Raw genomic sequence first — 20,945 nt, 5'->3', positions numbered from 1 at the left:
CGATACCTCCTGGAAGTGGTGCAAGTGGTGCCTGGAAACGACACGAGGCCGTCCCCGGCTGGGGACGGCCTCGTGTACGAGCCTGTTTAGCGCGTCTCGCGGTGCGCGGTGTGCGAGTTGCAGCGAGGGCAGTGCTTCTTCATCTCAAGACGGTCCGGGTTGTTACGCCGGTTCTTCTTGGTGATGTAGTTCCGCTCCTTGCACTCCACGCAGGCCAGCGTGATCTTCGGGCGGACGTCGGTGGCAGCCACGTGAGTGCTCCTTGACGGACGGATGGATGGATGAACGCATGAAAGAGTAGCCGATCGCAGGACCGACCCCACAATCGGCTACCGTGTGTAGCGGTGACCGGACTTGAACCGGTGACACAGCGATTATGAGCCGCTTGCTCTACCGACTGAGCTACACCGCTTTGATGATCCGGTTCCCGCCCGAAGGCGGGTTCCTTCTCACCAGAGCCCCAATACGGAATCGAACCGTAGACCTTCTCCTTACCATGGAGACGCTCTGCCGACTGAGCTATTGGGGCGAGCGAGGAAGACATTACACGGTCCTCGGCCCATCACCCAAATCCGTTTCCCGGGCCCCCCGCACGGCCGCCCCGCACCCGCCCCGTACGCCACACGTGCAGTCATCAGTACGACTATTGCGCTCCTCCTCGAAGGTCGCAGTGGCCGCCCCTAGGCTCGGGGCCCACCTGCGTGATCTTGGTTTTGGCGAGCCGTGAGGAGCCCGATGTCAGCCGACAGCAAGCAGCCCCAGCCCTCGCCCGACGACCGCGCCGCGGCCACTCCCGCCGAGGCCGCGTCGCTGCTGCTCTGCAACGCGCGGCTGACCGACGGCCGCACCGTGGACGTGCGGCTCGGCGGCGGCCGGATCGAGGCCGTCGGCACCGCCGGCAGCCTCAGCGCCGTCGGCGCCCGCGTCGACCTGGCCGGCTATCTGCTGCTGCCCGCGCCCGCCGAGCCGCACGCCCACGCCGACACCGCGCTCACCGCCGACTCCCCCGGCCCCGTCGCGTACACCACCGACGAGGTCCAGCGCCGGGCCACCGAGGCCGCGCTGCTCCAGCTCGGGCACGGGGCGACCGCGCTGCGCGCCCACGTGCGGATCGGGGACGTGCACGGCCTCGGCCCGCTGGAGGCGGTCCTGCAGGCCCGGCGGTCGCTGCGCGGGCTCGCCGACCTGGCGGCGGTGGCGGTGCCGCGGCTGCTCACCGGCGTGGCCGGGGCGGACGGCCTCGCGATGCTGCGGGACGCGGTGAAGATGGGCGCCGCGGTGGTCGGCGGCTGCCCGGACCTCGATCCCGACCCGACCGGCTACGTGGAGGCGGTCCTGGAGGTCGCCGCCGAGCACGGCTGCCCGGTGGACCTGCACACCGACGGCGACGACCCGGCCCGGCTCGCACGGCTGGCGGCGATGGCCGGCGGGCTGCGGCCCGGGGTGACGATCGGGCCCGGCGCGGGCCTCGCCCGCCTGCCCCCCGACCAGGCCCGGCGGGCGGCGGACCAGCTGGCGGCGGCCGGCGTGACGGTGGTCTGCCTGCCCCAGGGCGGCTGCGGGGCGACCGAGATGCGCGGCGCGGCCCCCGTACGGCTGCTGCGGGCCGCCGGGGTACGGGTCGCGGCGGGCGGCGGGGCGCTGCGCGACGTGTGCAACCCGGTGGGGCGCGGCGACCCGCTGGAGTCGGCCTATCTGCTCGCCTCGCTCGGCGGGCTGCCGGAGAAGGCGGCGTACGGGGCGGTGAGCACGGACGCGCGGGCGGCGATGGGCCTGCCGGAGGTACGGGTCGAGGCGGGCTTCCCGGCCGAGCTGCTCGCCGTCCGGGGCGAGCGGCTCTCGGGCGTGCTCTCCCTCGCGTACAGCCGGATCGTGGTGCACCGGGGGCGGGTGGTGGCCCGGACGAGCGCGGTGCGCGAGTACTGCGACTCGGCGGCGGCCCTCGACCTGCCCCGGCAGACGCGGCCGGAGCGGCCGGAGCGGCCCGACTCGGGAGGCCCGGGCGGGCCGGGAGCCGTACGGTCGTGAGTATGCGCGTAGTCATCGCTGGAGGACACGGAAAGATCGCCCTGCGGCTCGAGCGGCTGCTCGCCGCGGGCGGACACGACCCGGTGGGGATCATCCGCCGCGCCGAACAGGCGGACGACCTGCTGGAGGCGGGCGCCGAACCGGTCGTCCTGGACCTGGAGTCGGCCTCCCCCGGGGACGTCAGGAGGGTCCTGGAGGGCGCCGACGCGGCCGTCTTCGCGGCCGGCGCGGGCCCGGGCAGCGGCGTGGACCGCAAGGACACCGTGGACCGCGCGGCGGCGGTCCTCTTCGCCGACGGGGCGGAGGCCGCGGGCGTACGGCGCTTCGTCATCGTCTCGTCGATGGGCGCCGACGCCGGTCACCAGGGCGACGAGGTCTTCGACGCCTATCTGCGCGCCAAGGGCGCCGCGGACGACGACGTACGGTCCCGCCCCGGCCTCGACTGGACGGTCCTGCGCCCCGGGATGCTCACCGACGACGCGGGCACCGGCCTGGTCCGGCTGGAGGCCCACACGGGCCGCGGACCGATCCCGCGCGACGACGTCGCCGCCGTCCTCGCCGAGCTCCTCGACACCCCGGCCACGGCCGGCCTCACCCTCGAACTCGTCTCGGGCACGGTCCCTGTGTCGGTCGCGACGAAGGACATCGCGGGCAACTGAGCCGGCGCCCGCCCCCCTCGCGCCTCCGCAGCCCGTTTCCCCCGCCTCACCCCGTGCGTCACAATCGTCCATCGCCGTAGCCGAGTTGGTGAGCCGTCAGCACGGCCTGCGCGCGAAGACGACGACACATGGGGGGTACCACGTGACGTTCGGACCGATTCCGGTCCCTGCCCAGCTCAACCTGCCGCCCGGGCGCCGTGGCCTCTTACGGCGCCTCCGGCGCGCCTGGCGGTCGCGGAAGGCGCTGAAGGGCGTGACCCAGTGGATCGTGGACTGGGGGCTGCCGATGTCGGTCGGCCTGCTCCTGCTGTACGTGTTCGCGGCCCGGGCGACCAGCCCCAGCAAGGTCTACCGCGTGTTCACGCTCATCGACGCGCCGGAGCACACGCTCCTGTGGGTGGCGTCCCTGATCGGCTGGCTGGTCGTGCCGGCGATCATCGGTGGATTCGCCGGCCATGTGATCGCCGAGCGCATCAGCCGCGTGAAGTCGATATCGACGAGCACCCTGTTCCAGCAGCGCAGGCTGAAGCAGCGTCTGCGGCCGCCGGGCCTCATCGACGACCTGGCCACGTACTTCCACGGCACCTACTCACGGCAGGACTTCGTCGACAGCTGGGTGCGGGTCGCGCACCGCAACGACTGGGCGAAGGCACAGGACCACTGGGAGGTGTACGTCAGGGACATGATGTCCACGCAGCAGTACGCCCATCTCGACCGGCACGAGTGCCTCCGCCAGGCCCAGGGCTCCGGCAAGATGGCTCTTATGTGGACCGCGCGCAGAGGGCTCTGCGTCGTCTGCGAAAGGAGGCGGTGAGCGATGCGCTCCGAGGACGCTGTCGAGATCGTGCGGGCCTCGCTCGCGCTGGCCTTCCCGACCGCGAGCGCCGAGGGCCTCACCCGCGCCGCGGAGACCGTGCTCCGCTGGGGCTCGGAGGACGTCGCCGAGCAGCTGAACGGCCCGCTGACCACCCGCATGCTGCTCGACCTGCTGCAGGTGGCCGATGTGCCGCCCGAGGACTACGAGCCCGCGGACGAGCAGTGGATCGAGCGCGCGGACGAGCCGGCGCAGTACCGGATCTGGTCCCGCGCGGACGTCATGCGGCCGCTGCTGCCGTTCTACCCGAGGCCGCTGGACGACCCGACGACCTCCTCCCGCCGCACCGACTTCGACCCGGACGACCCGGAGAACCCGGACCGCCCGCGAGGCCCGATCCCGCGCGGCTAGCCGCATGCCGTGGCGCGCCCTTCCCGGCTGCGCCACGGACATCGCATCGCCATGACACGGGGACGGCATGCAGAACGGCCCCTGCTCTGCTTGCGCAGATCAGGGGCCGTTCTCATCGCGTGGCGGCGCCAGGATTCGAACCTGGGTAGGCTAAGCCGACGGATTTACAGTCCGCTCCCATTGGCCACTCGGGCACACCGCCATGGGATCGATGCCTCGGAGCCGCTTTTCGGCTGCGCTCCCCGGCAACGAGGAAAACAATACCTGATACCCGGGGGTGCTCCGCCACCGGATTGATCACGAGTTCGCAGCGGTACCAGTGGCTACGCTTTGTGCTGTATCCGAACGCATCCGAGCAAGGAGCCTCACCTCATGGCCGACTCCAGTTTCGACATCGTCTCCAAGGTCGAGCGGCAGGAGGTCGACAACGCCCTCAACCAGGCCGCCAAGGAGATCACGCAGCGCTACGACTTCAAGGGCACCAACGCCTCGATCTCCTGGTCGGGCGAGAAGATCCTGATGCAGGCGAACGGCGAGGAGCGGGTCAAGGCCATCCTCGACATCTTCCAGTCCAAGCTGATCAAGCGGGGCATCTCGCTGAAGTCGCTGGACGTGGAGGGCGAGCCGCAGCTGTCCGGCAAGGAGTACAAGCTCTTCGCCGCGATCCAGGAGGGCATCTCCCAGGAGAACGCGAAGAAGGTCGCCAAGGTCATCCGCGACGAGGGCCCCAAGGGCGTCAAGGCGCAGGTGCAGGGCGACGAGCTGCGGGTCAGCTCGAAGAGCCGGGACGACCTGCAGGAAGTGATCGCACTGCTCAAGGGCAAGGACTTCGACTTCGCCCTGCAGTTCGTCAACTACCGCTGACCGCAGTCCGGCACAGGCCCGCGGGCCTGGATGGTCGCCGTGGTCATGCTCCGACGGGTTCGGGCGTCCCGGCCCGGCCCGTCGCGTCGGCCAGCAGGGGATAGTCGGTGTAGCCCGCCTCGCCGCCGGTGTACATCAGGCCCTGGTCCCGCACCTGGTTGACCGGCGCGCCGATGCGCAGGCGTTCCACCAGGTCGGGGTTGGCGAGGAACGCGCGGCCGAGCGAGATCAGGTCGGCTCCGGCAGCGAGCAGCCGCTCCCCCCTCGCGCTTCCCGCCGTCGGCCGGCAGCGGCTTGCCCCAGCCCAGGACCGGGTTGGCGACGAGCGTCCCCGGCCACTCCTTCCGGATCTGCTGGAAGAGCGGCTGGTCCGGGTCCGCGAAGACGACGTGCAGATAGGCGAGGCCGGCGTCCGCCAGGGCGGCGACGAGCGCCGGGTAGATCTCCTCGGTGTCGCCCTCGCTGATGCCGTTGACGGTGACTCCGGGGGCGATCCGCACACCCACCCGCTCGGGGCCGATCGCCTCGGCGACGGCCCGCACCACCTCCACGGTGAACCGGATGCGGTTGGCCACGGATCCGCCGTAGGCGTCGGTGCGGTGGTTGGTTCCCTTCGCCAGGAACTGGTGCAGCAGATAGCCGTTGGCGGCGTGCACCTCCACCCCGGCGAAGCCGGCGGCGACGGCGTTGCGGGCGGCGTTCGCGAAGTCGGTCACGGTGGAGCGGATCTCGCCGACCGTCATCTCCCGGGGCACGACGGCGTCCTGGTGCCCGCTGGGGGTGTGGATCGTCTCCGGGAGCGGGATCGGCGAGGGCGCGACCGGCGTAAGCCCGCTGGTGTCGGGGTGACCGACCCGGCCGCCGTGCTGCAGCTGCAGGAACATCCGGCCGCCCGCGGCGCGCACCGCGTCGGTGACACGTCGCCATCCGGCCACGTGCGCCTCGTTGTGGATCGCGGTGATGTTCGGGTACGTCTGCCCGACGGCGTTCGGGGTGGACGCCTCGGCGATGATCAGGCCGGCGGAGGCCCGCTGGGCGTAGTAGGTGGCCGTGATCGCTTGCGGGACCCCGTCGGCCGTCGCGCGGTTGCGGGTCATGGGCGCCATCACCAGACGGTTGGGCAGGCGCAGGGCACCGAGGGCGGCGGGCTCGAAGAGGCGGGATTCAACGGGTGCGTTCGTCATGCCCGTACGGTAGGAGTTGACACCAGTGTCAGGTTCAAGTCCCCACCGTGGACGGCGAGGAGAGCGATGCGGATCGGTGAACTGGCCCGGCGCACCGGGGTGAGCGAGCGGTCGCTGCGCTACTACGAGACGCAGGGGCTGCTGAGGGCCGAACGCACGCCGGGCGGCCAGCGCCACTACGGCGAGTGGGCCGTCGACCGGGTCATCCGCGTCCAGGCGCTCTACGCCGCCGGACTGAACAGCGGGAGGATCGCGCAGCTGCTCCCCTGCATGCGGGACGCGGACGGCGCCCCGAGCGAGATCGCCACGGGGAAGCTGGTCGACGACCTCACCGCGGAACGCGACCGCATCGACCGCATGATCAACGACCTGGTCCGCTCCCGCGAGGTCCTGGACGAGGTCATCGACACGGCCCGGGCCGCCGGGGTGAGGGTGGTGTCCGAAAGCCGCCGGTGACGGGTCCCGCGGTCTTGGACACTGGATCCATGACCACCTTGTACACGTATGCCGACGGCCCCCTGGGCGAGATGCTGCTCGTCGGACGGGTCGCCGAGGACGGCCGGACCGTGCTCGCCTCGCTGTCGCTGCCCGGGCAGAAGGGCGCCGTGGCGGTCCAGGACGGCTGGGTGCGCGCGGACGCGGCCTTCGAGGAGGCCGTGGGGCAGCTCGGCGCGTACTTCGCGGGGCGGCGGGCCGGCTTCGACCTCCCGTACGAGGAGACCGGCACGGAGTTCCAGCGGCGCGTCTGGCGGGCCCTGGAGGAGATCCCGTACGGGACGACCGTCTCGTACGGGGAGATCGCCCGCCGGGTCGGTTCCCCGGGCGCCGGCGTACGGGCCGTGGGCACCGCGATCGGCCGGAATCCGCTGCTCGTGGTGCGGCCCTGCCACCGCGTGATCGGGGCCGACGGCAGCCTGCGCGGCTACGCGGCCGGCCTCGACCGCAAGGAACGGCTCCTGGGGCTGGAAGGCGCCCTGGAGCCGGCCCTCCGCGCCTAGCGCTCGCGCGAGTTGCCGAACAGGAGCCGGTACGCGATCAGCAGCACCAGCGAGCCGCCGATCGCCGACAGCCAGGTGGCGCCGTCGTAGAAGTCCCGGGTGATCGGGCGGTCCAGGAAGTGGGCCGAAAGCCAGCCGCCGACGAAGGCGCCGATGACGCCGATGACCGTGGTGCCGATCAGGCCGCCCGGGTCGCGGCCCGGCAGCAGGATCTTGGCGATGACTCCGGCGAGGAGTCCGAGAACGATCCATCCGATGATGCTCATGCCAGAGAGGACGCCCGGCGCTCCCGGCCGGTTGCCCCTCGGATCGCCGCACCCCCTAATGTGCGGAGCATGACACAGGAACTGCGCCGCACCCTCGGGGTGTTCGACGCCGTCGTGATCGGGCTCGGCTCGATGGTCGGCGCCGGTATCTTCGCGGCGCTCGGCCCCGCGGCCCACGCGGCCGGCCCGGGGCTGCTGCCGGCTCTCGGCGTGGCCGCCGTGGTCGCGTACTGCAACGCGATGGCCTCGGCCCGGCTCGCCGCCCGCTATCCCGCCTCCGGCGGTACCTACGTCTACGGGCGGGAGCGGCTCGGGCCGTTCTGGGGGTACATGGCGGGCTGGGCGTTCGTCGTCGGCAAGACCGCCTCGTGCGCGGCGATGGCGCTGACCGCCGGGGCGTACCTGTGGCCCGGGCAGGCGCACGCGGTGGCGGTCGCGGCGGTCGTGGCGCTGACGGCCGTGAACTACGGCGGGGTGCAGAAGTCGGCGTGGCTGACGCGGGTGATCGTGGCGTTCGTCCTCGCCGTCCTGGCCGCCGTCGTGGTGGCGGGCGCCGGGGCCGGGCGGACGGAACGGCTCGCGCTGGCCGGGGAGATCCCGCCGGGCGGGGTGCTCCAGGCGGCCGGGCTGCTGTTCTTCGCCTTCGCCGGGTACGCGCGGATCGCGACGCTCGGCGAGGAGGTCCGCGACCCGGAGCGGACCATCCCGCGGGCGATCCCGATCGCCCTCGGCATCGCGCTCGTCGTCTACGGGGCCGTCGCCGTGACCGTCCTCGCGGTCCTCGGGCCGCACGGCCTGGCCGCCTCGCCCGCCCCGCTCGCGGACGCGGCGCGGGCGGCGGACGCCGACTGGCTGGTTCCGGTCGTCACCGTGGGCGCGGCGGTCGCGGCCCTCGGTTCGCTGCTCTCGCTGATACTCGGGGTGTCCCGGACGACCCTCGCGATGGCCCGCGACGGTTATCTGCCGGCCCCGCTGGCCGCCGTCCACCCGCGCCACCAGGTGCCGCACGTGGCGGAGCTCGCGGTCGGCGCGGTGGTGGCCGTCGTGGCGGCGACGGCTGACGTGCGGGGCGCGATCGGCTTCTCTTCGTTCGGCGTGCTGGTCTACTACGGCATCGCGAACGCCTCCGCGTGGACGCTGAGCCGCCGGGACCGGCCGCTCGCGCTGCTCGGACTCGCCGGCTGCGGGGCGCTCGCCTTCGCGCTGCCGCCGGCCGCCGTGCTCGCGGGCACGGGGGTGCTCGCGGTCGGCGTGGTGGCGTACGCGGTCAGCCGGGGCCGCCCCGCGCACGGGTCCTGACCTCCGGGGCCCGGGCCCCCTAGTAGGAGCCCCAGGCCGGGTACGGCCGGTCCGTCGGGACGATCTCCTTGCCCAGCGGCATCAGTGACAGCGGGATCATCTTGAAGTTGGCGATGCCGAGCGGGATGCCGATGATCGTGAGGCACTGCGCGACGCCGGTGACGATGTGGCCGATGGCCAGCCACCAGCCGGCCAGGATCAGCCACAGCACGTTGCCGACGCAGGACGGCGCGCCCGCGTCGCGGCGCTCGACGACGGTGTGGCCGAAGGGCCACAGGGCGTACCTGGCGATGCGGAAGGCGGCGATCCCGAAGGGGATGCCGATGATCGTGATGCACAGCACCAGGCCGGCCAGCATGTAGCCGAGCGAGAGCCAGAGGCCGCTCAGGACCAGCCAGATGATGTTGAGGATCGTCTTCACGGGCGTCGACCTGCCATCTGTTCGAGCCGCGCGATGCGCTCGGCCATCGGCGGATGGGTGGAGAACATCTTCGACAGCCCCTGTCCGGGGCGGAAGGGGTTCGCGATCATCATGTGGCTCGCGGTCTCGATGCGCGGCTCGGGCGGCAACGGCAGCTGCCGGGTGCCGGCGTCCAGCTTGCGCAGGGCGCTCGCGAGGGCGAGCGGGTCGCCGGTGAGCTGGGCGCCGGAGGCGTCCGCCTGGTACTCGCGGGAGCGGGAGACGGCGAGCTGGATGATCGAGGCGGCGATCGGCCCCAGGATCATGATCAGCAGCATGCCGAGCAGGCCGGGGCCCTCGTCGTCGTCGGACCGGCCGACCGGGATCAGCCAGGCGAAGTTGACCAGGAACATCACCACGGAGGCGAGCGCGCCGGCCACCGAGGAGATCAGGATGTCCCGGTTGTAGACGTGGCTCAGCTCGTGGCCGATGACTCCGCGCAGCTCGCGCTCGTCGAGGATGGCGAGGATGCCCTCGGTGCAGCACACCGCCGCGTTCCGCGGGTTGCGGCCGGTCGCGAAGGCGTTCGGCGCCTGGGTGGGCGATATGTAGAGCCGGGGCATGGGCTGGCGGGCCTGGGTGGAGAGCTCGCGGACCATCCGGTAGAGCGCCGGCGCCTCGAACTCGCTCACGGGGCGGGCCCGCATGGCGCGCAGGGCCAGCTTGTCGCTGTTCCAGTACGCGTAGGCGTTCGTGCCGAGCGCGACGACGACCGCGACGATCAGACCCGTACGTCCGAAGAAACTGCCGATGACGATGATGAGGGCGGAGAGCCCTCCGAGGAGTACGGCGGTCCTCAGCCCGTTGTGCCGGCGGTGCACGGTACGCCCTCCAGGTGGTGCGGCAGGGGAACCCTTTTTCGCTTCGAATCCCAAGTCGAGGGTCCACCGTCCAGTGGACCCTTCCCTCTTGGTCAACGCCAGGCGAGAGGCTCGGGTTCCCCGCACCGCACGGGGCGCCGTGTGGGCCGTACGGGCACCGTGTGGGCCGTAGGGGTGATCAGCGGGCGGCGGGGACCTTGTCCAGGCCGGCCTTCGCGAGGGCGCCGACGAGCGGCTCGACCTCGCTGGTGCAGTGGCCGCAGCGGGAGGCGATGGCCGGAATCTCGGTGAAGCAGCGCGGGCAGTCGCGCTTCTCGGCCTTCGGGTCGAGGGCCTCCTCCTTGGCGAACCGCTCCTGGATCTTCGACATGGGGACGACGATCAGGAAGTAGAGCACCGCGGCGGTGATCACGAACGCTATGGCGGCGGCGATCGCCAGACCGTACGGGAAGACGGTCTTGCCGACGGTGAAGCTGGCTTCGCTGAAGTCGCCGACGGAGCCGGTGGCCAGACCGATGAGCGGGGTGATGAACGCCTTGCTGAAGCCGGTGACGACGGCGGTGAAGGCCGATCCGACGGCCAGACCGATGGCCATCGTGATGACGTTCCCGCGAAGAATGAAGTCCTTGAAGCCCTTCAGCACGGTGTTTCCGCTCCTTGGTGTTCTCTGGTGGGGGGATGTGGGGGGTCAGAACAGGCTGTTCGCCGCGAAGCGGAGGGCGAACTGCGGGTAGCCCGACAGCACGACGCCCGCGACGGCGGTCAGCGCGACGGCCAGGGTGATCGGGGTGGGGACCCGGTGCGGCTGCCGGCCGGGACCGGCTGCCTGGCCTTCCTGCGCGCGGAAGAGCAGCGCCGTCCACCGCAGGTAGTAGTAGAGGGCGATCACGACGTTGAGGCCCATGATCACGGCGAGCCAGCCGAGGCCGGCGTCGACGGCCGCCGAGAAGACGGTCACCTTGGCGAAGAGGCCGATGATACCCGGGGGCAGTCCGGCCAGGTTGAGCAGGAAGAAGCCGAGCGCGAGGGCGGCGGCCGGGCTCGTCGCGTACAGGCCGCGGAAGTCGGCGATCCGGGCCTCGGGGTGGGTACGGGCGACGAGGACGACGACCGCGAAGGCGCCGAGGTTCACGACGGCGTACATCAGGGCGTACGCGACGGTGGCGCCGATCTGGTCATCGCCGGAGTACGCGGCGGCGGCGATCGGCACCAGGAGGTAGCCGGCCTGGGCGACGGACGACCAGGCCAGGAGGCGTACGGCGCTGAAGGCGCGGGCGGCGCTCTGACGCAGGGCGGCCACGTTGCCGACGGTCATGGTGAGCGCGGCGAGGGCGGCGAGCGCCGGGCCCCACACGTCCGCGTAGGAGGGGAAGGCGACGACGGTCACCAGGATGAGGCCGGTGAAGCCGACGGCCTTGCCGACGACGGAGAGGTACGCGGCGACGGGCAGCGGGGCGCCGACGTAGGTGTCCGGCACCCAGAAGTGGAAGGGCACGGCGGCCGTCTTGAAGGCGAAGCCGACCAGGGTGAGGACGACGCCGGTCTGGGCGAGGACCTGGAGCTGGCCGGGCACGTCGCCGAGGCGCTGGGCGACCTCGGTGAGGTGGAGGGTGCCGGTGGCGGCGTAGACGAAGCTGACGCCGAGCAGGGTCACGGCGGTGGCGGTGACCGAGGACAGGAAGAACTTCAGCGCGGACTCGCTGGACCTGACGTCGCCGCGGCGCAGGCCGACCAGCGCGAACGCGGGCAGCGAGGCCACTTCGAGGGCGACGACGAGGGTGGCGAGGTCCCGGGAGGCGGGCAGCAGGGCGGCGCCGGCGGCGGAGGAGAGCAGCAGGAACCAGTACTCGCCGGCGGGCAGCCTGTCGCGGGTGTCGGTGAGCGAGAGCAGCGCGGTGACGAGCGCGCCCGCGAGCACCAGGAACTGGATGACCAGGGTGAACTGGTCGGCGGTGTAGCTGCAGGCCCGCAGGTGGGTGTCGGCCGTGAGGCAGAACGTCGAGCGGTCGCCGTCCCGGAGCGGGAGGAGCAGCGCGAGCGCGGCGACCAGGCCGGCGGTCGCGGTCCAGCCGAGGAGCTGCTTGCGCTCGGCGGGGACGAAGAGGTCGGCGACGAGGATCGCGACGGCGACGACGGCGACGAGGGTGGGGGGCGCGATGGCGAGCCAGTCGACGGACTGGACGAGGCTCGCGGCGGAGTTCGTGGCGGGGCTCGCGAGGGGGCTCACGAGGGGGCTCACGACGGCGGGGGTCACTTGGCGCCTCCGGCGATCAGCTGCTGTACGGCCGGGTCGGTGAGGCCGAGGAGGACCGCGGGCCACAGTCCGGCGAGGACGGTGAGGGCGACGAGCGGGGTCCAGGCGGCGATCTCGTAGCCCTGGACGTCGGCGATCGCGGCCTCGGCCTCGCCGGCGTGGCGGGGGCCGCCCATGCAGACGCGGCGGACGACGACGAGGAGATAGGCGGCGGTGAGCAGGGTGCCGAAGGCGCCGATCGCCATGTACGTGAGGAAGGCCGGCCGGCTGAGGCCGGCGGCCGGGTCGAACGCGCCGAAGAGCGCCAGCATCTCGCCCCAGAACCCGGCGAGGCCGGGCAGGCCCAGGGAGGCGACGGCGGCGAAGGCGAGAAGTGCGCCGAGGCGCGGGGCGCGGCCGTAGAGGGCGGCGCCGGTGGCTCCGGCGAGGGTGTCGAGGTCGGCGGTGCCGTAGCGGTCCTTGACGGCGCCGACCAGGAAGAAGAGGAGGCCGGTGATGAGGCCGTGGGCGATGTTGGCGAACAGGGCGCCGTTGACGCCGGTGGGCGTCATGGTGGCGATGCCGAGCAGCACGAAGCCCATGTGGCCGACGGAGCTGTAGGCGATCAGGCGCTTGAGGTCGCCCTTGTTGCCGGGCCTGGCGAGGGCGAGGCAGGCGAGCGACCCGTAGATGATGCCGGCGACGGCGAAGGCGGCGAGGTACGGCGCGAAGGTGTGCATGCCGTCGGGGGCGATCGGCAGCACGATGCGGACGAACCCGTACGTGCCCATCTTCAGGAGCACGCCGGCGAGGAGCACGGAGCCGACGGTCGGGGCGGCGGTGTGGGCGTCCGGGAGCCAGCTGTGCAGCGGCCACATCGGGGTCTTCACGGCGAGCCCGAGACCGATCGCGAGAACGGCGATGACCTGCACGGACGTGGTCAGTCCACGGCCGTTGTCGGTGGCGAGTGCCACCATGTCGAACGTGCCCGCCTTCAGACCGATGAGGAGCAGGCCGAGCAGCATGACGACGGAACCGAGCAGCGTGTAGAGGATGAACTTCCAGGAGGCCGCCCGCCGGCCCTCGCCGCCCCAGCGGGCGATGAGGAAGTACATCGGGATGAGGACGGTCTCGAAGGCCAGGAAGAAGAGGACCAGGTCGAGGACGGCGAAGGTCGCCAGGGTGCCGGACTCGAGGACGAGCAGCAGGGCGACGAATGCCTTGGGTGACGGGCCCGTAGGCATCTTGAAGTAGCTGTAGAGCGCGCAGAGGAAGGTCAGGAGCGCGGTCAGGAGCAGGAGGGGGAGGGAGATGCCGTCGACACCGAGGTGGATCCGCACGTCGAGTGCCTTGATCCAGCTGATGTCGGTGGTGGCCTGCATCGTCGAGGGGTGGTCGTGGTCGAAGCCGAGGGCCAGGACGATCGTGGCGAGCAGGATCACGCCGGTGACGAGCACGCCGTGGCGGAGCACGGCCTGGTCGGGTGACTTCCCCTTCAGTCCGGGCGGGGCCGGCAGGAGCGCGGCGGCGGCGCCGACGAGCGGGCCGCCGACGATCAACGCGAGAAGGAACTGCATCACGGATTCGCTGATATCGATCACGGCTCACGCTCCGGCGGCGACGTTGGCGAGGACGACGGCGACGATCGCCAGGACGACGGAGCCGGCGAGCAGGGCGCTGAGGTAGGTCTGCACGTTGCCGGTCTGGGCGCGCCGGACGAGCCAGCCGAGCCCCTTGGCGGTTCCGGCCGCGCCGTTCACGTACGTGTCGACGACCTCGCGGTCCAGGAAGCGGACCAGGGAGGCGGCGGCGAGCACGGGGCGGACGAAGAGCGTCCGGTAGACGGCGTCCAGGTGGAAGCCGGTGGCCGCGTGCGGGTACAGCGGGCCGAGCAGGGCGCGGCCGGGGTCGGCCGGGTCCGCCGCCGGATGCGGCAGGTCCAGGGCCTCCGCCTCGACCTGGCCGGCCTCGGCGTCGGGGTGGGCGACGGTGGGCGCGGCGAGGACCCCGGCGGCGGGGGCGGGCGCGGTGCCCGCCGGGACCGCGGGGGGCGGCGTGGTGCGCGCGACGAGGGTGCGCCGGACCGCGTAGGTGATCGCGGCGCCCACGACGGCGAGGCCGGTGCCGAGGACGGCCGTGGTGACGGTCGGGGTCAGCGGGTGGCCGTCGAACCAGTCGTCGAGGTAGCCGGCGGTCAGGCCGAAGCCGAGGGAGGGGATCGCGAGCACCCACAGGACGGTCGTCATGGCGATCGGCTGCCGGCCGTGGCTCGGGGCCTCGGCGCCCCGGCCGCGGAAGGCGAGCAGCCACAGCCGCATCGCGTACGCGGCGGTCAGCAGCGCCGTGAGCAGTCCGGCGACGAGCACGATCCAGCCTGCCCCGGCCGGGGCCAGGGTCCGCTCGCCGGTGGCGGTGTGCTCGGCGGCGACGAGGACGGCTTCCTTGGAGAAGAAGCCGGCGAAGGGCGGGATCGCGGCGAGCGCGAGCAGGCCCACGGTCATCGTCCAGTAGGCGTCCGGGATGCGCTTGGCGAGGCCGCTCATCCGGGACATGGCGGTGAGCGAGTTCGTACCGGCGGCGTGGATGACCGCGCCGGCGGCGAGGAACAGCAGCGCCTTGAAGGCGCCGTGCGACAGGAGGTGGAAGACGGCGGCCCCGCGGTCGCCGACGGCGAGCGCGCCGGACATGTAGCCGAGCTGGCCGATCGTCGAGTAGGCGAGCACCCGCTTGATGTCGTCCTGGGCGAGCGCGGCGAGCGCCGAGCCGACCATGGTGACGGCCGCCATCACGGCGAGCACGATCAGCGCGGCCGCGGAGGAGGCGAAGACGGGCAGCAGCCGGGCGACGAAGTAGATGCCGGCGGCGACCATCGTCGCCGCGTGGATGAGCGCGGAGACGGGGGTGGGGCCGGCCATCGCGTCCGGGAGCCAGGTGTGCAGCGGGAACTGCGCGGACTTGCCGGCCACGCCGGCGAGGAGCAGCAGCGCCACGAGCGTGGGGTGGTCGAGCCCGCCGGCGGCGACGGCGCCGAGCACGCCGGTGATCCGGAAGGTGCCCGCGTCGGCGGCCAGCGCGAACAGGCCGATCAGGAAGGGCACGTCACCGAGCTTGGTGACGAGGAAGGCCTTGAGGGAGGCAGAGCGGGCCTCGGGCGTCTCCCAGTAGTGCCCGACCAGGAAGTACGAGCAGATGCCCATGACCTCCCAGCCGACCAGGAGCACCATCAGGTCGCCGGAGTAGACGACGAGCAGCATCGCGGAGGTGAAGAGGGAGACCAGCGCGGCGTACGAGGAGTAGCGCGGGTCGTCGCGCAGATAGCCGGTCGAGTAGACCTGCACACAGGTGGCGACCACGCCGACCAGGACGGCGACGAGGGCGGCGAAGCCGTCGATGTGCAGGGCCAGGTCGATGGGGACCGAGCCGGTCGGGGTGAGCTGGGTGGCGGCGTCGATCGCCTTCCCGCCGCCCTGCCGGGCCGCCACCACGACGGCGAGCACGGCCGCGGCGAGCGTCGGCAGCACGGCCAGCGGGCGGGTGAAGCCGGGCGCGGCGCGGCCGAGGAGCAGGCCGGCGGCGGAGCCGAGGAAGGGCAGGAGGGGGACGAGGACGGCGAGGGTCGTGGTGGTCACGCGGTGGCCTCGGCCTTCTCGTCGGCGGACGGCGTTTCCTTCGTGTCGCGGAGGCGGTCGACGTCCGAGGTGCCGCGGTTGCGGTACACCATCAGGACGATCGCGAGACCGATGCCGATCTCCGCGGCGGCGATGGCGATGGTGAAGAGGGTGAGGGCCTGGCCCGCGTGCAGGGTGTCGCGGAGCCAGACGTCGAAGGCGACCAGGTTGAGGTTGACGGCGTTGAGCATCAGCTCGACGGACATCAGGACCAGGATCGCGTTGCGGCGGGCGAGGACGCCGTACAGGCCGACGGAGAAGAGGAGGACGGCGAGGACGGCCGGGTAGACGAGGTGCATCAGTCGGTGTCCTCCGGGGCCTTCTTGCGGGACAGCACGATCGCGCCGACGAGCGCGGCGAGCAGCAGCACCGACAGCGCCTCGAAGGGCAGCACCCAGTGCCGGAAGAGGATCTCGCCGGACACCTTGGTGGAGCCCTGCGCGGGCCCGTCGAGGTCGATCCAGGTGGTGCGGAACGCGTCCACGACCACCCACACCAGGGCCGCGGCGGCGGCGAGCGCCACGGCGACGGCGACGGGCCGGTTGCCCGAGTCGGAGTCCGGGGAGCGCCCGATGGGGGCCTTGGTGAGCATGAGACCGAAGAGGAGGAGGACGACGACGGAGCCGACGTAGATCAGCACCTGCACCCAGGCGATGAACTCGGCGGTCAGGAGCAGGTACTCGACGGCGACCCCGCCGAGCGCCACGACCAGCCACAGGGCGGCGTGGACGAGCTGCTTGGTGGTGACGGAGACGAGGGCCGCGCCGAGGGTGACGAGGCCGACGAGGAGGAAGACGATCTCGACGCCGGTGGGCGAGAGGAAACCGCTGCTCTGCGCTGCGAGGGTCACTGCGGGCCCTCCTGCTCGGGCGCGGCCTGCTCGGGCGCGGCCTGTTCGGGCGCGGCCTGCTCGGGCGCGGCCTGCTCGGCGGCGTGCGGCTCGGCGACATCCTGGCCCGTGCCGGCGTCGGCGGCGTCCTGGCCCGTGCCGGCCTGGGCCGCGGCCTGCTCGGCCTCGGCCTGGGCGGCGGCGGCCCGCTCGGCTTCTGCCTGCGCCGCGGCCTTCTCGGCGGCCTTGCGCGCCGCGCCGATCTCCTTCGGTTCCTCCGCGCGCGGGTCGAGCGCGGGCGGCTCCGGCACGGTCCACATCCACTCGCGGAGCTTGTCGCGCTCGTGCGTCAGCTCGTGGATGTCGGTCTCCGCGTACTCGAACTCGGGCGACCAGAACAGCGCGTCGAAGGGGCACACCTCGATGCAGATGCCGCAGTACATGCAGAGCGAGAAGTCGATCGCGAAGCGGTCGAGGACGTTGCGGCTGCGCTCGCGGCCGCCGGGCACGGCGGCCGGGACCGTCTCCTTGTGGGAGTCGATGTAGATGCACCAGTCGGGGCACTCGCGGGCGCACAGCATGCACACCGTGCAGTTCTCCTCGAACAGCCCGATGACCCCGCGGGTGCGGGGCGGCAGCTCGGGCTGAGCGTCCGGGTACTGCGCGGTGACGGACTTGCGCGTCATCGTGCGGAGGGTGACGGCGAGGCCCTTGGCGAGGCCGGAGCCGGGAATGGGAGCCATGGTTACTGGATCGCCACCTTCACGATGCCGGTGAGCGCGATCTGCGCGAGGGCGAGCGGGACGAGGGTCGTCCAGGCCAGCTTCTGCAGCTGGTCCTCGCGCAGGCGCGGGTAGGAGACCCGCAGCCAGATCACGACGAAGGCCAGGACGGCGGTCTTGAGCAGCGTCCACAGCCAGCCGAGGCCGTCGGCGCCGAAGGGGCCGTGCCAGCCGCCGAGGAAGAGGACGGTGGTCAGACCGCAGAGAACGACGATGCCGGCGTACTCGGCGAGCAGGAACAGCGCGAAACGGAGTCCCGTGTACTCGGTGTACGCGCCGAAGATGATCTCCGAGTCGGCGATCGGCATGTCGAACGGAGGTCGCTGCAGCTCGGCGAGACCCGCCGTGAAGAACACCAGCGCGCCGACGATCTGCCACGGCACCCACCACCAGTGGAAGCCGTTCAGGATGCCGGGCAGCGACACGGTGCCGGCCGCCATCGCCACGGAAGCGGCGGCGAGCAGCATCGGCAGCTCGTACGAGAGCAGCTGCGCGGCGGTGCGGAGGGCGCCGAGCAGCGAGAACTTGTTCGCCGACGCCCAGCCGGCCATCAGGCTGCCGAGCACCCCGACGCCCATCACCGCGAGCACGAAGAAGATCCCCGCGTCGATCACCCGCCCGACCGCGCCCTCGCTCGGCCCGATCGGAATCGCCACGAGCACGAGCAGATACGGCAGCAGCGCCACCGCCGGCGCCAGCTGGAAGATCCGCCGGTCGGCGTTGGCCGGGACGACATCCTCCTTCTGCGCGAACTTCACCCCGTCCGCGACCAGCTGGGCCCACCCGTGGAACCCACCGGCGTACATCGGCCCGAGCCGGCCCTGCATGTGCGCCATCACCTTGTGCTCGGTCTGCCCGACGACCAGCGGCAACACGAGAAACACCGCGAACACGGCGACCAGCCGCAGGGCGACGTCCAACACGTCGTTCACGCGGAATCGCCTCCGTCGGGGTCGGTGGTGGGGGGTTGGGGGGTCGGGGTTTCGGGGGTGGCCGCGTCGGCGGACGGGCTCGGCGGCGCCTGATCGGGGCCATCGGCGTCAGCCGCCGAAGCCTCCGCACTGCCTTCGGCAGGCGGCGCCTCCGGCGCCGGGGCCTCGGCCTTGCCGGCCGCCTCGTCCGCAGGCGCCCCGCCCTCGGCCGGACCCGCCGACGAGCCGGCACCTGCGGGCTTCGCCGCTTCGGCCTTCGCGCCCGGGGTCTCACCCTGGGCAGGTCGACCGGCTGCATCGTCCGCCGCCGTGCCGCCCTCGGCAGGCGGCGCCTGCGGCGCCCCTGTCTTGGGCTCCTCGTCGAACGCCGGGCGGGCGTGGTGCCACGGGGCGTCCGCGCTGCGGGCGGGGGCGGGGCGCTGCTTCGTGGCGTCGGGCGCGCCGGTGGCTTCGGTGCGCTGGCTCGCGGAGCCGGCGCTTGCGCTGCGGTTGCGGCGGGGACCGGCCGGCGGGCCCGGGGTCTCCGCGCCCGCAGGCGGCACCGACCCAGCCGGTCCGGCCGGGGCCGGGCCGGGGCCGGGCGCTGCCTCCGCCGGAGCCGCCTCCGGCCGCTGGCTCGCCGAGCCTCCGCTCGCGCTCCGCGCGCGGCGCGGGCCGGCAGGGGGCGTCGGCGCCGCAGCGTCAGGGTCCGTGCCGGGCGCCGGAGCGGCCGGGGCCGGGCCGTGGCCGGGCGCTGCCTCCGCCGGAGCCGCCTCCGGCCGCTGGCTCGCCGAGCCTCCGCTCGCGCTCCGTGCGCGGCGCGGGCCCGCGGGGGGCGTCGCGCCGTCGGCGGCGACAGCCGGAGTCTCGTCGGCACCCGCGGGTGCCTCCGGGCGCTGGCTCGCCGAGCCCGCTGTCGCGGTGCGGGACCCGCGGGCCGGCGGGGCGTCCGTCTGGCTGGCCGAGCCTTCGCCGGCCGTGCGGGTGCGGCGGGCCGGGCGGTCGGCGGCGGCCGCGCGGGTGGGGCGGGAGGGGGCAGGGGGGAGCTGGCCCTTGAGGGGGCCCCAGTCGTTGGGGTCGGGGACGCCCGGGGGGAGCATCTGGCGGCGCTTGGGGGCGGCCGGGTCGTGGGACTCGCCCGGTTCCTTGGCGCCGGGCCAGGCCTTGGCGACGCGGGCCGCGAGGACGAAGTCCTTGCGGAGCGGGTGGCCCTCGAAGTTCTCGGGGAGGAGGAGGTGCACGAGGTGCGGGTGATCGGTGAAGGTGACGCCGAACATCTCGTACGTCTCGCGCTCGTGCCACGCCGCGCCCGCGTAGACGGCGATCGCCGACGGTAGGGACGGGGACGCGTGCGGGACCGTCGTGCGGAGCAGCAGGCGGCGGACGCCCGCCGCGCCCACCGACGCCACGTGCGCGCACACCCGGAAGCCCACGCCCGGCTCGTCCACCGCGCTCAGCCAGTCGAAGTACGTCAGGCCCAGCTTGTCGCGGGCGATCTCGAGCGCCGCGATCCACGAGGCCGTCGGCACGTCGACCGTCAGCAGGTCGTACGCGCGCTCCGCCGTCGCCTCCTCGCCGAAGAGCTCCGTGACGGAGTCGGGGAGGGCGGCGTAGCCGTCGGCGAAGGTGTCGCTCATGCCTGGCCTCCCGGCGTCGGGGGCTGCACGAGACCGCTCGTGAGCTGGGAGACGGACGGGGCCGCCCCGTACCGCTCCGCCGTGTTCTCGCGCGCGATCTTCTCCTGGAGCTTGAGGATGCCCTGGAGCAGCGCCTCCGGCCGCGGCGGGCAGCCCGGCACGTAGACGTCGACGGGGATGATCTGGTCCACGCCCTTGGTCACGGAGTACGAGTCCCAGTAGGGGCCGCCGCAGTTCGAGCAGGCGCCGAAGGAGATGACGTACTTCGGCTCCGGCATCTGCTCGTAGAGCCGCTTGACCGCCGGCGCCATCTTGTCCGTCACCGTGCCGGAGACGATCATGAGGTCGGCCTGGCGCGGGCCCGGCGCGAAGGGGATCACGCCGAGCCGGATGAAGTCGTGGCGTGCCATCGACGCGGCGATGAACTCGATCGCGCAGCAGGCGAGGCCGAAGTTGAAGACCCACAGGCTGTAGCGGCGGCCCCAGTTCAGGACCACCTTCATCGGCTCCGGTGCCAGCCGGGCCAGCGGCCCCAGCGTGGGAGCGGGCAGGGGGGTCGGGGTCACGTCCATGCCAGGACGCCCTTCTTGTACGCGTAGAGCAGTCCCACGGCCAGGAAGCCGAGGAAGACGAACATCTCGACGAGCGTCGTCCCCCCGTATCCGGGCGCCGCGAAGACCGTCGCCCACGGGAAGAGGAAGATCGAGTCGACGGCGAAGATCACATAGAGGAAGGCGTACACGTAGTAGCGGACCTGGGTGTGGGCCCAGCCCTCCCCCACCGGGTCGACGCCGCACTCGTAGGTGAGGAGTTTCTCGGGGGTCGGCACGACGGGCCTGAGCAGCCGGTTCGCGCCGAACGCGACCGCGACGAAGAGCACGCCGAGCACGGCGAGCAGTCCGACGACGGAATACGTCTCGAAGTAGTCCGCCGCGTACGCCGTCGCGACAACGGTCGGTTCCCGCACGTCCGCCCCTCGGTCTCGGTGTCTCATTCCTTTTTCTTTACGGACGCGAGTCTAGGCCCTCCTAAAGAAGCCGTAAGAGGAGCCCGAGGGACGGTCACGGTGGGGTTATCCCCC

The 20,945-nt window shown here is 72.6% G+C and carries 23 protein-coding genes, 3 tRNA genes and 1 pseudogene; 8 read left to right on the top strand and 19 right to left on the bottom strand.

Going from position 1 to position 20,945, the window contains the following annotated elements; genetic code table 11:
- Positions 1-86 precede the first annotated feature (86 nt).
- The 3 genes from rpmG to ACIRSU_RS23330 form a co-directional block, all read right to left on the bottom strand.
- Positions 87-251, bottom strand: coding sequence for a 50S ribosomal protein L33 (rpmG, locus tag ACIRSU_RS23340; RefSeq protein WP_003956487.1), 165 nt, complete (start codon positions 249-251; stop codon positions 87-89).
- Positions 252-339: 88 nt separating this feature from the next.
- Positions 340-412: transfer RNA gene (locus tag ACIRSU_RS23335), tRNA-Met, on the bottom strand.
- 44 nt (positions 413-456) lie between these two features.
- Positions 457-529, bottom strand: a tRNA-Thr gene (locus tag ACIRSU_RS23330).
- 206 nt (positions 530-735) lie between these two features.
- Between ACIRSU_RS23330 and ACIRSU_RS23325 the strand changes: the two genes are divergently transcribed.
- The 4 genes from ACIRSU_RS23325 (at position 736) to ACIRSU_RS23310 (ending at position 3,912) form a co-directional block, all read left to right on the top strand.
- On the top strand, positions 736-2,028 hold the full coding sequence (locus ACIRSU_RS23325; RefSeq protein WP_403795336.1) for an amidohydrolase family protein: 1,293 nt from the start codon (positions 736-738) through the stop codon (positions 2,026-2,028).
- Positions 2,029-2,030: 2 nt separating this feature from the next.
- On the top strand, positions 2,031-2,687 hold the full coding sequence (locus tag ACIRSU_RS23320) for an SDR family oxidoreductase (protein ID WP_403795334.1): 657 nt from the start codon (positions 2,031-2,033) through the stop codon (positions 2,685-2,687).
- Positions 2,688-2,940: 253 nt separating this feature from the next.
- Positions 2,941-3,501 carry a DUF6313 family protein gene (locus tag ACIRSU_RS23315; protein ID WP_403795332.1) on the top strand — a complete coding sequence of 187 codons (561 nt, stop codon included), beginning with the start codon at positions 2,941-2,943 and terminating at the stop codon, positions 3,499-3,501.
- A gap of 3 nt (positions 3,502-3,504) precedes the next feature.
- On the top strand, positions 3,505-3,912 hold the full coding sequence (locus ACIRSU_RS23310) for a hypothetical protein (protein WP_403795329.1): 408 nt from the start codon (positions 3,505-3,507) through the stop codon (positions 3,910-3,912).
- A gap of 120 nt (positions 3,913-4,032) precedes the next feature.
- Here the strand turns inward: ACIRSU_RS23310 and ACIRSU_RS23305 are convergent.
- Positions 4,033-4,114, bottom strand: a tRNA-Tyr gene (locus ACIRSU_RS23305).
- A gap of 170 nt (positions 4,115-4,284) precedes the next feature.
- Between ACIRSU_RS23305 and ACIRSU_RS23300 the strand changes: the two genes are divergently transcribed.
- On the top strand, positions 4,285-4,776 hold the full coding sequence (locus tag ACIRSU_RS23300) for a YajQ family cyclic di-GMP-binding protein (protein ID WP_403795326.1): 492 nt from the start codon (positions 4,285-4,287) through the stop codon (positions 4,774-4,776).
- Between the two features lie 43 nt (positions 4,777-4,819).
- Here the strand turns inward: ACIRSU_RS23300 and ACIRSU_RS23295 are convergent.
- Positions 4,820-5,960, bottom strand: a pseudogene (locus ACIRSU_RS23295) (alkene reductase).
- 66 nt (positions 5,961-6,026) lie between these two features.
- Here ACIRSU_RS23295 and ACIRSU_RS23290 point away from each other — a divergent pair.
- On the top strand, positions 6,027-6,416 hold the full coding sequence (locus tag ACIRSU_RS23290) for a MerR family transcriptional regulator (RefSeq protein WP_403795323.1): 390 nt from the start codon (positions 6,027-6,029) through the stop codon (positions 6,414-6,416).
- Between the two features lie 29 nt (positions 6,417-6,445).
- Entirely contained in the window at positions 6,446-6,958 is a 513-nt protein-coding gene (locus ACIRSU_RS23285; RefSeq protein ID WP_403795320.1) for a methylated-DNA--[protein]-cysteine S-methyltransferase, read from the top strand.
- Here the strand turns inward: ACIRSU_RS23285 and ACIRSU_RS23280 are convergent.
- Positions 6,955-7,224: a GlsB/YeaQ/YmgE family stress response membrane protein gene (locus tag ACIRSU_RS23280; protein WP_389204845.1), complete on the bottom strand. Its 270-nt coding sequence runs from the start codon at positions 7,222-7,224 to the stop codon at positions 6,955-6,957. The genes ACIRSU_RS23285 and ACIRSU_RS23280 overlap by 4 nt on opposite strands.
- A gap of 69 nt (positions 7,225-7,293) precedes the next feature.
- Between ACIRSU_RS23280 and ACIRSU_RS23275 the strand changes: the two genes are divergently transcribed.
- Positions 7,294-8,523: an APC family permease gene (locus ACIRSU_RS23275; protein WP_403795317.1), complete on the top strand. Its 1,230-nt coding sequence runs from the start codon at positions 7,294-7,296 to the stop codon at positions 8,521-8,523.
- 19 nt (positions 8,524-8,542) lie between these two features.
- On the opposite strand, the gene ACIRSU_RS23270 is transcribed toward ACIRSU_RS23275, so the two are convergent.
- From ACIRSU_RS23270 to ACIRSU_RS23210, 13 genes are all read right to left on the bottom strand, one after another.
- Positions 8,543-8,944 carry a YccF domain-containing protein gene (locus tag ACIRSU_RS23270; protein ID WP_403795316.1) on the bottom strand — a complete coding sequence of 134 codons (402 nt, stop codon included), beginning with the start codon at positions 8,942-8,944 and terminating at the stop codon, positions 8,543-8,545.
- Entirely contained in the window at positions 8,941-9,804 is an 864-nt protein-coding gene (htpX, locus tag ACIRSU_RS23265; protein WP_403795313.1) for a zinc metalloprotease HtpX, read from the bottom strand. The genes ACIRSU_RS23270 and htpX overlap by 4 nt, the downstream gene beginning before the upstream one ends.
- Positions 9,805-9,982: 178 nt before the next feature.
- On the bottom strand, positions 9,983-10,447 hold the full coding sequence (gene mscL, locus ACIRSU_RS23260; RefSeq protein ID WP_403795310.1) for a large conductance mechanosensitive channel protein MscL: 465 nt from the start codon (positions 10,445-10,447) through the stop codon (positions 9,983-9,985).
- 45 nt (positions 10,448-10,492) lie between these two features.
- Positions 10,493-12,043 (bottom strand): NADH-quinone oxidoreductase subunit N, encoded by a 1,551-nt coding sequence (locus ACIRSU_RS23255; RefSeq protein ID WP_403795307.1) that lies wholly within the window; start codon positions 12,041-12,043, stop codon positions 10,493-10,495.
- 11 nt (positions 12,044-12,054) lie between these two features.
- Entirely contained in the window at positions 12,055-13,614 is a 1,560-nt protein-coding gene (locus tag ACIRSU_RS23250; protein WP_403796429.1) for a NuoM family protein, read from the bottom strand.
- Between the two features lie 27 nt (positions 13,615-13,641).
- Complete coding sequence (locus tag ACIRSU_RS23245) at positions 13,642-15,666, bottom strand: NADH-quinone oxidoreductase subunit L (protein WP_403795305.1); 2,025 nt, start codon at positions 15,664-15,666, stop codon at positions 13,642-13,644.
- Positions 15,663-16,004 carry an NADH-quinone oxidoreductase subunit NuoK gene (gene nuoK / locus ACIRSU_RS23240; RefSeq protein WP_403795303.1) on the bottom strand — a complete coding sequence of 114 codons (342 nt, stop codon included), beginning with the start codon at positions 16,002-16,004 and terminating at the stop codon, positions 15,663-15,665. Before nuoK ends, ACIRSU_RS23245 begins: the two co-directional genes overlap by 4 nt.
- The gene (locus tag ACIRSU_RS23235; protein ID WP_403795301.1) at positions 16,004-16,555 is read right to left on the bottom strand and encodes an NADH-quinone oxidoreductase subunit J; all 552 of its coding nucleotides are present in this window, start codon (positions 16,553-16,555) and stop codon (positions 16,004-16,006) included. Before ACIRSU_RS23235 ends, nuoK begins: the two co-directional genes overlap by 1 nt.
- Positions 16,552-17,277 (bottom strand): NuoI/complex I 23 kDa subunit family protein, encoded by a 726-nt coding sequence (locus ACIRSU_RS23230; RefSeq protein WP_403795300.1) that lies wholly within the window; start codon positions 17,275-17,277, stop codon positions 16,552-16,554. Before ACIRSU_RS23230 ends, ACIRSU_RS23235 begins: the two co-directional genes overlap by 4 nt.
- Positions 17,278-17,279: 2 nt before the next feature.
- The gene (locus tag ACIRSU_RS23225) at positions 17,280-18,248 is read right to left on the bottom strand and encodes an NADH-quinone oxidoreductase subunit H (RefSeq protein ID WP_403795298.1); all 969 of its coding nucleotides are present in this window, start codon (positions 18,246-18,248) and stop codon (positions 17,280-17,282) included.
- Positions 18,245-19,864 carry an NADH-quinone oxidoreductase subunit C gene (locus ACIRSU_RS23220; protein WP_403795297.1) on the bottom strand — a complete coding sequence of 540 codons (1,620 nt, stop codon included), beginning with the start codon at positions 19,862-19,864 and terminating at the stop codon, positions 18,245-18,247. Before ACIRSU_RS23220 ends, ACIRSU_RS23225 begins: the two co-directional genes overlap by 4 nt.
- The gene (locus tag ACIRSU_RS23215) at positions 19,861-20,436 is read right to left on the bottom strand and encodes an NADH-quinone oxidoreductase subunit B (protein WP_403795294.1); all 576 of its coding nucleotides are present in this window, start codon (positions 20,434-20,436) and stop codon (positions 19,861-19,863) included. Before ACIRSU_RS23215 ends, ACIRSU_RS23220 begins: the two co-directional genes overlap by 4 nt.
- Positions 20,427-20,858, bottom strand: a complete 432-nt coding sequence (locus tag ACIRSU_RS23210; RefSeq protein WP_403795291.1) for an NADH-quinone oxidoreductase subunit A — start codon at positions 20,856-20,858, stop codon at positions 20,427-20,429. The genes ACIRSU_RS23215 and ACIRSU_RS23210 overlap by 10 nt, the downstream gene beginning before the upstream one ends.
- Between the last annotated feature and the right edge of the window lie 87 nt (positions 20,859-20,945).

It is taken from the genome of Streptomyces sp. NPDC101160, from assembly GCF_044768205.1.
Lineage (GTDB): Bacteria > Actinomycetota > Actinomycetes > Streptomycetales > Streptomycetaceae > Streptomyces.
Note: the sequence above shows the minus strand (reverse complement) of the source record. Positions and strands in the feature narration are given on the sequence as shown.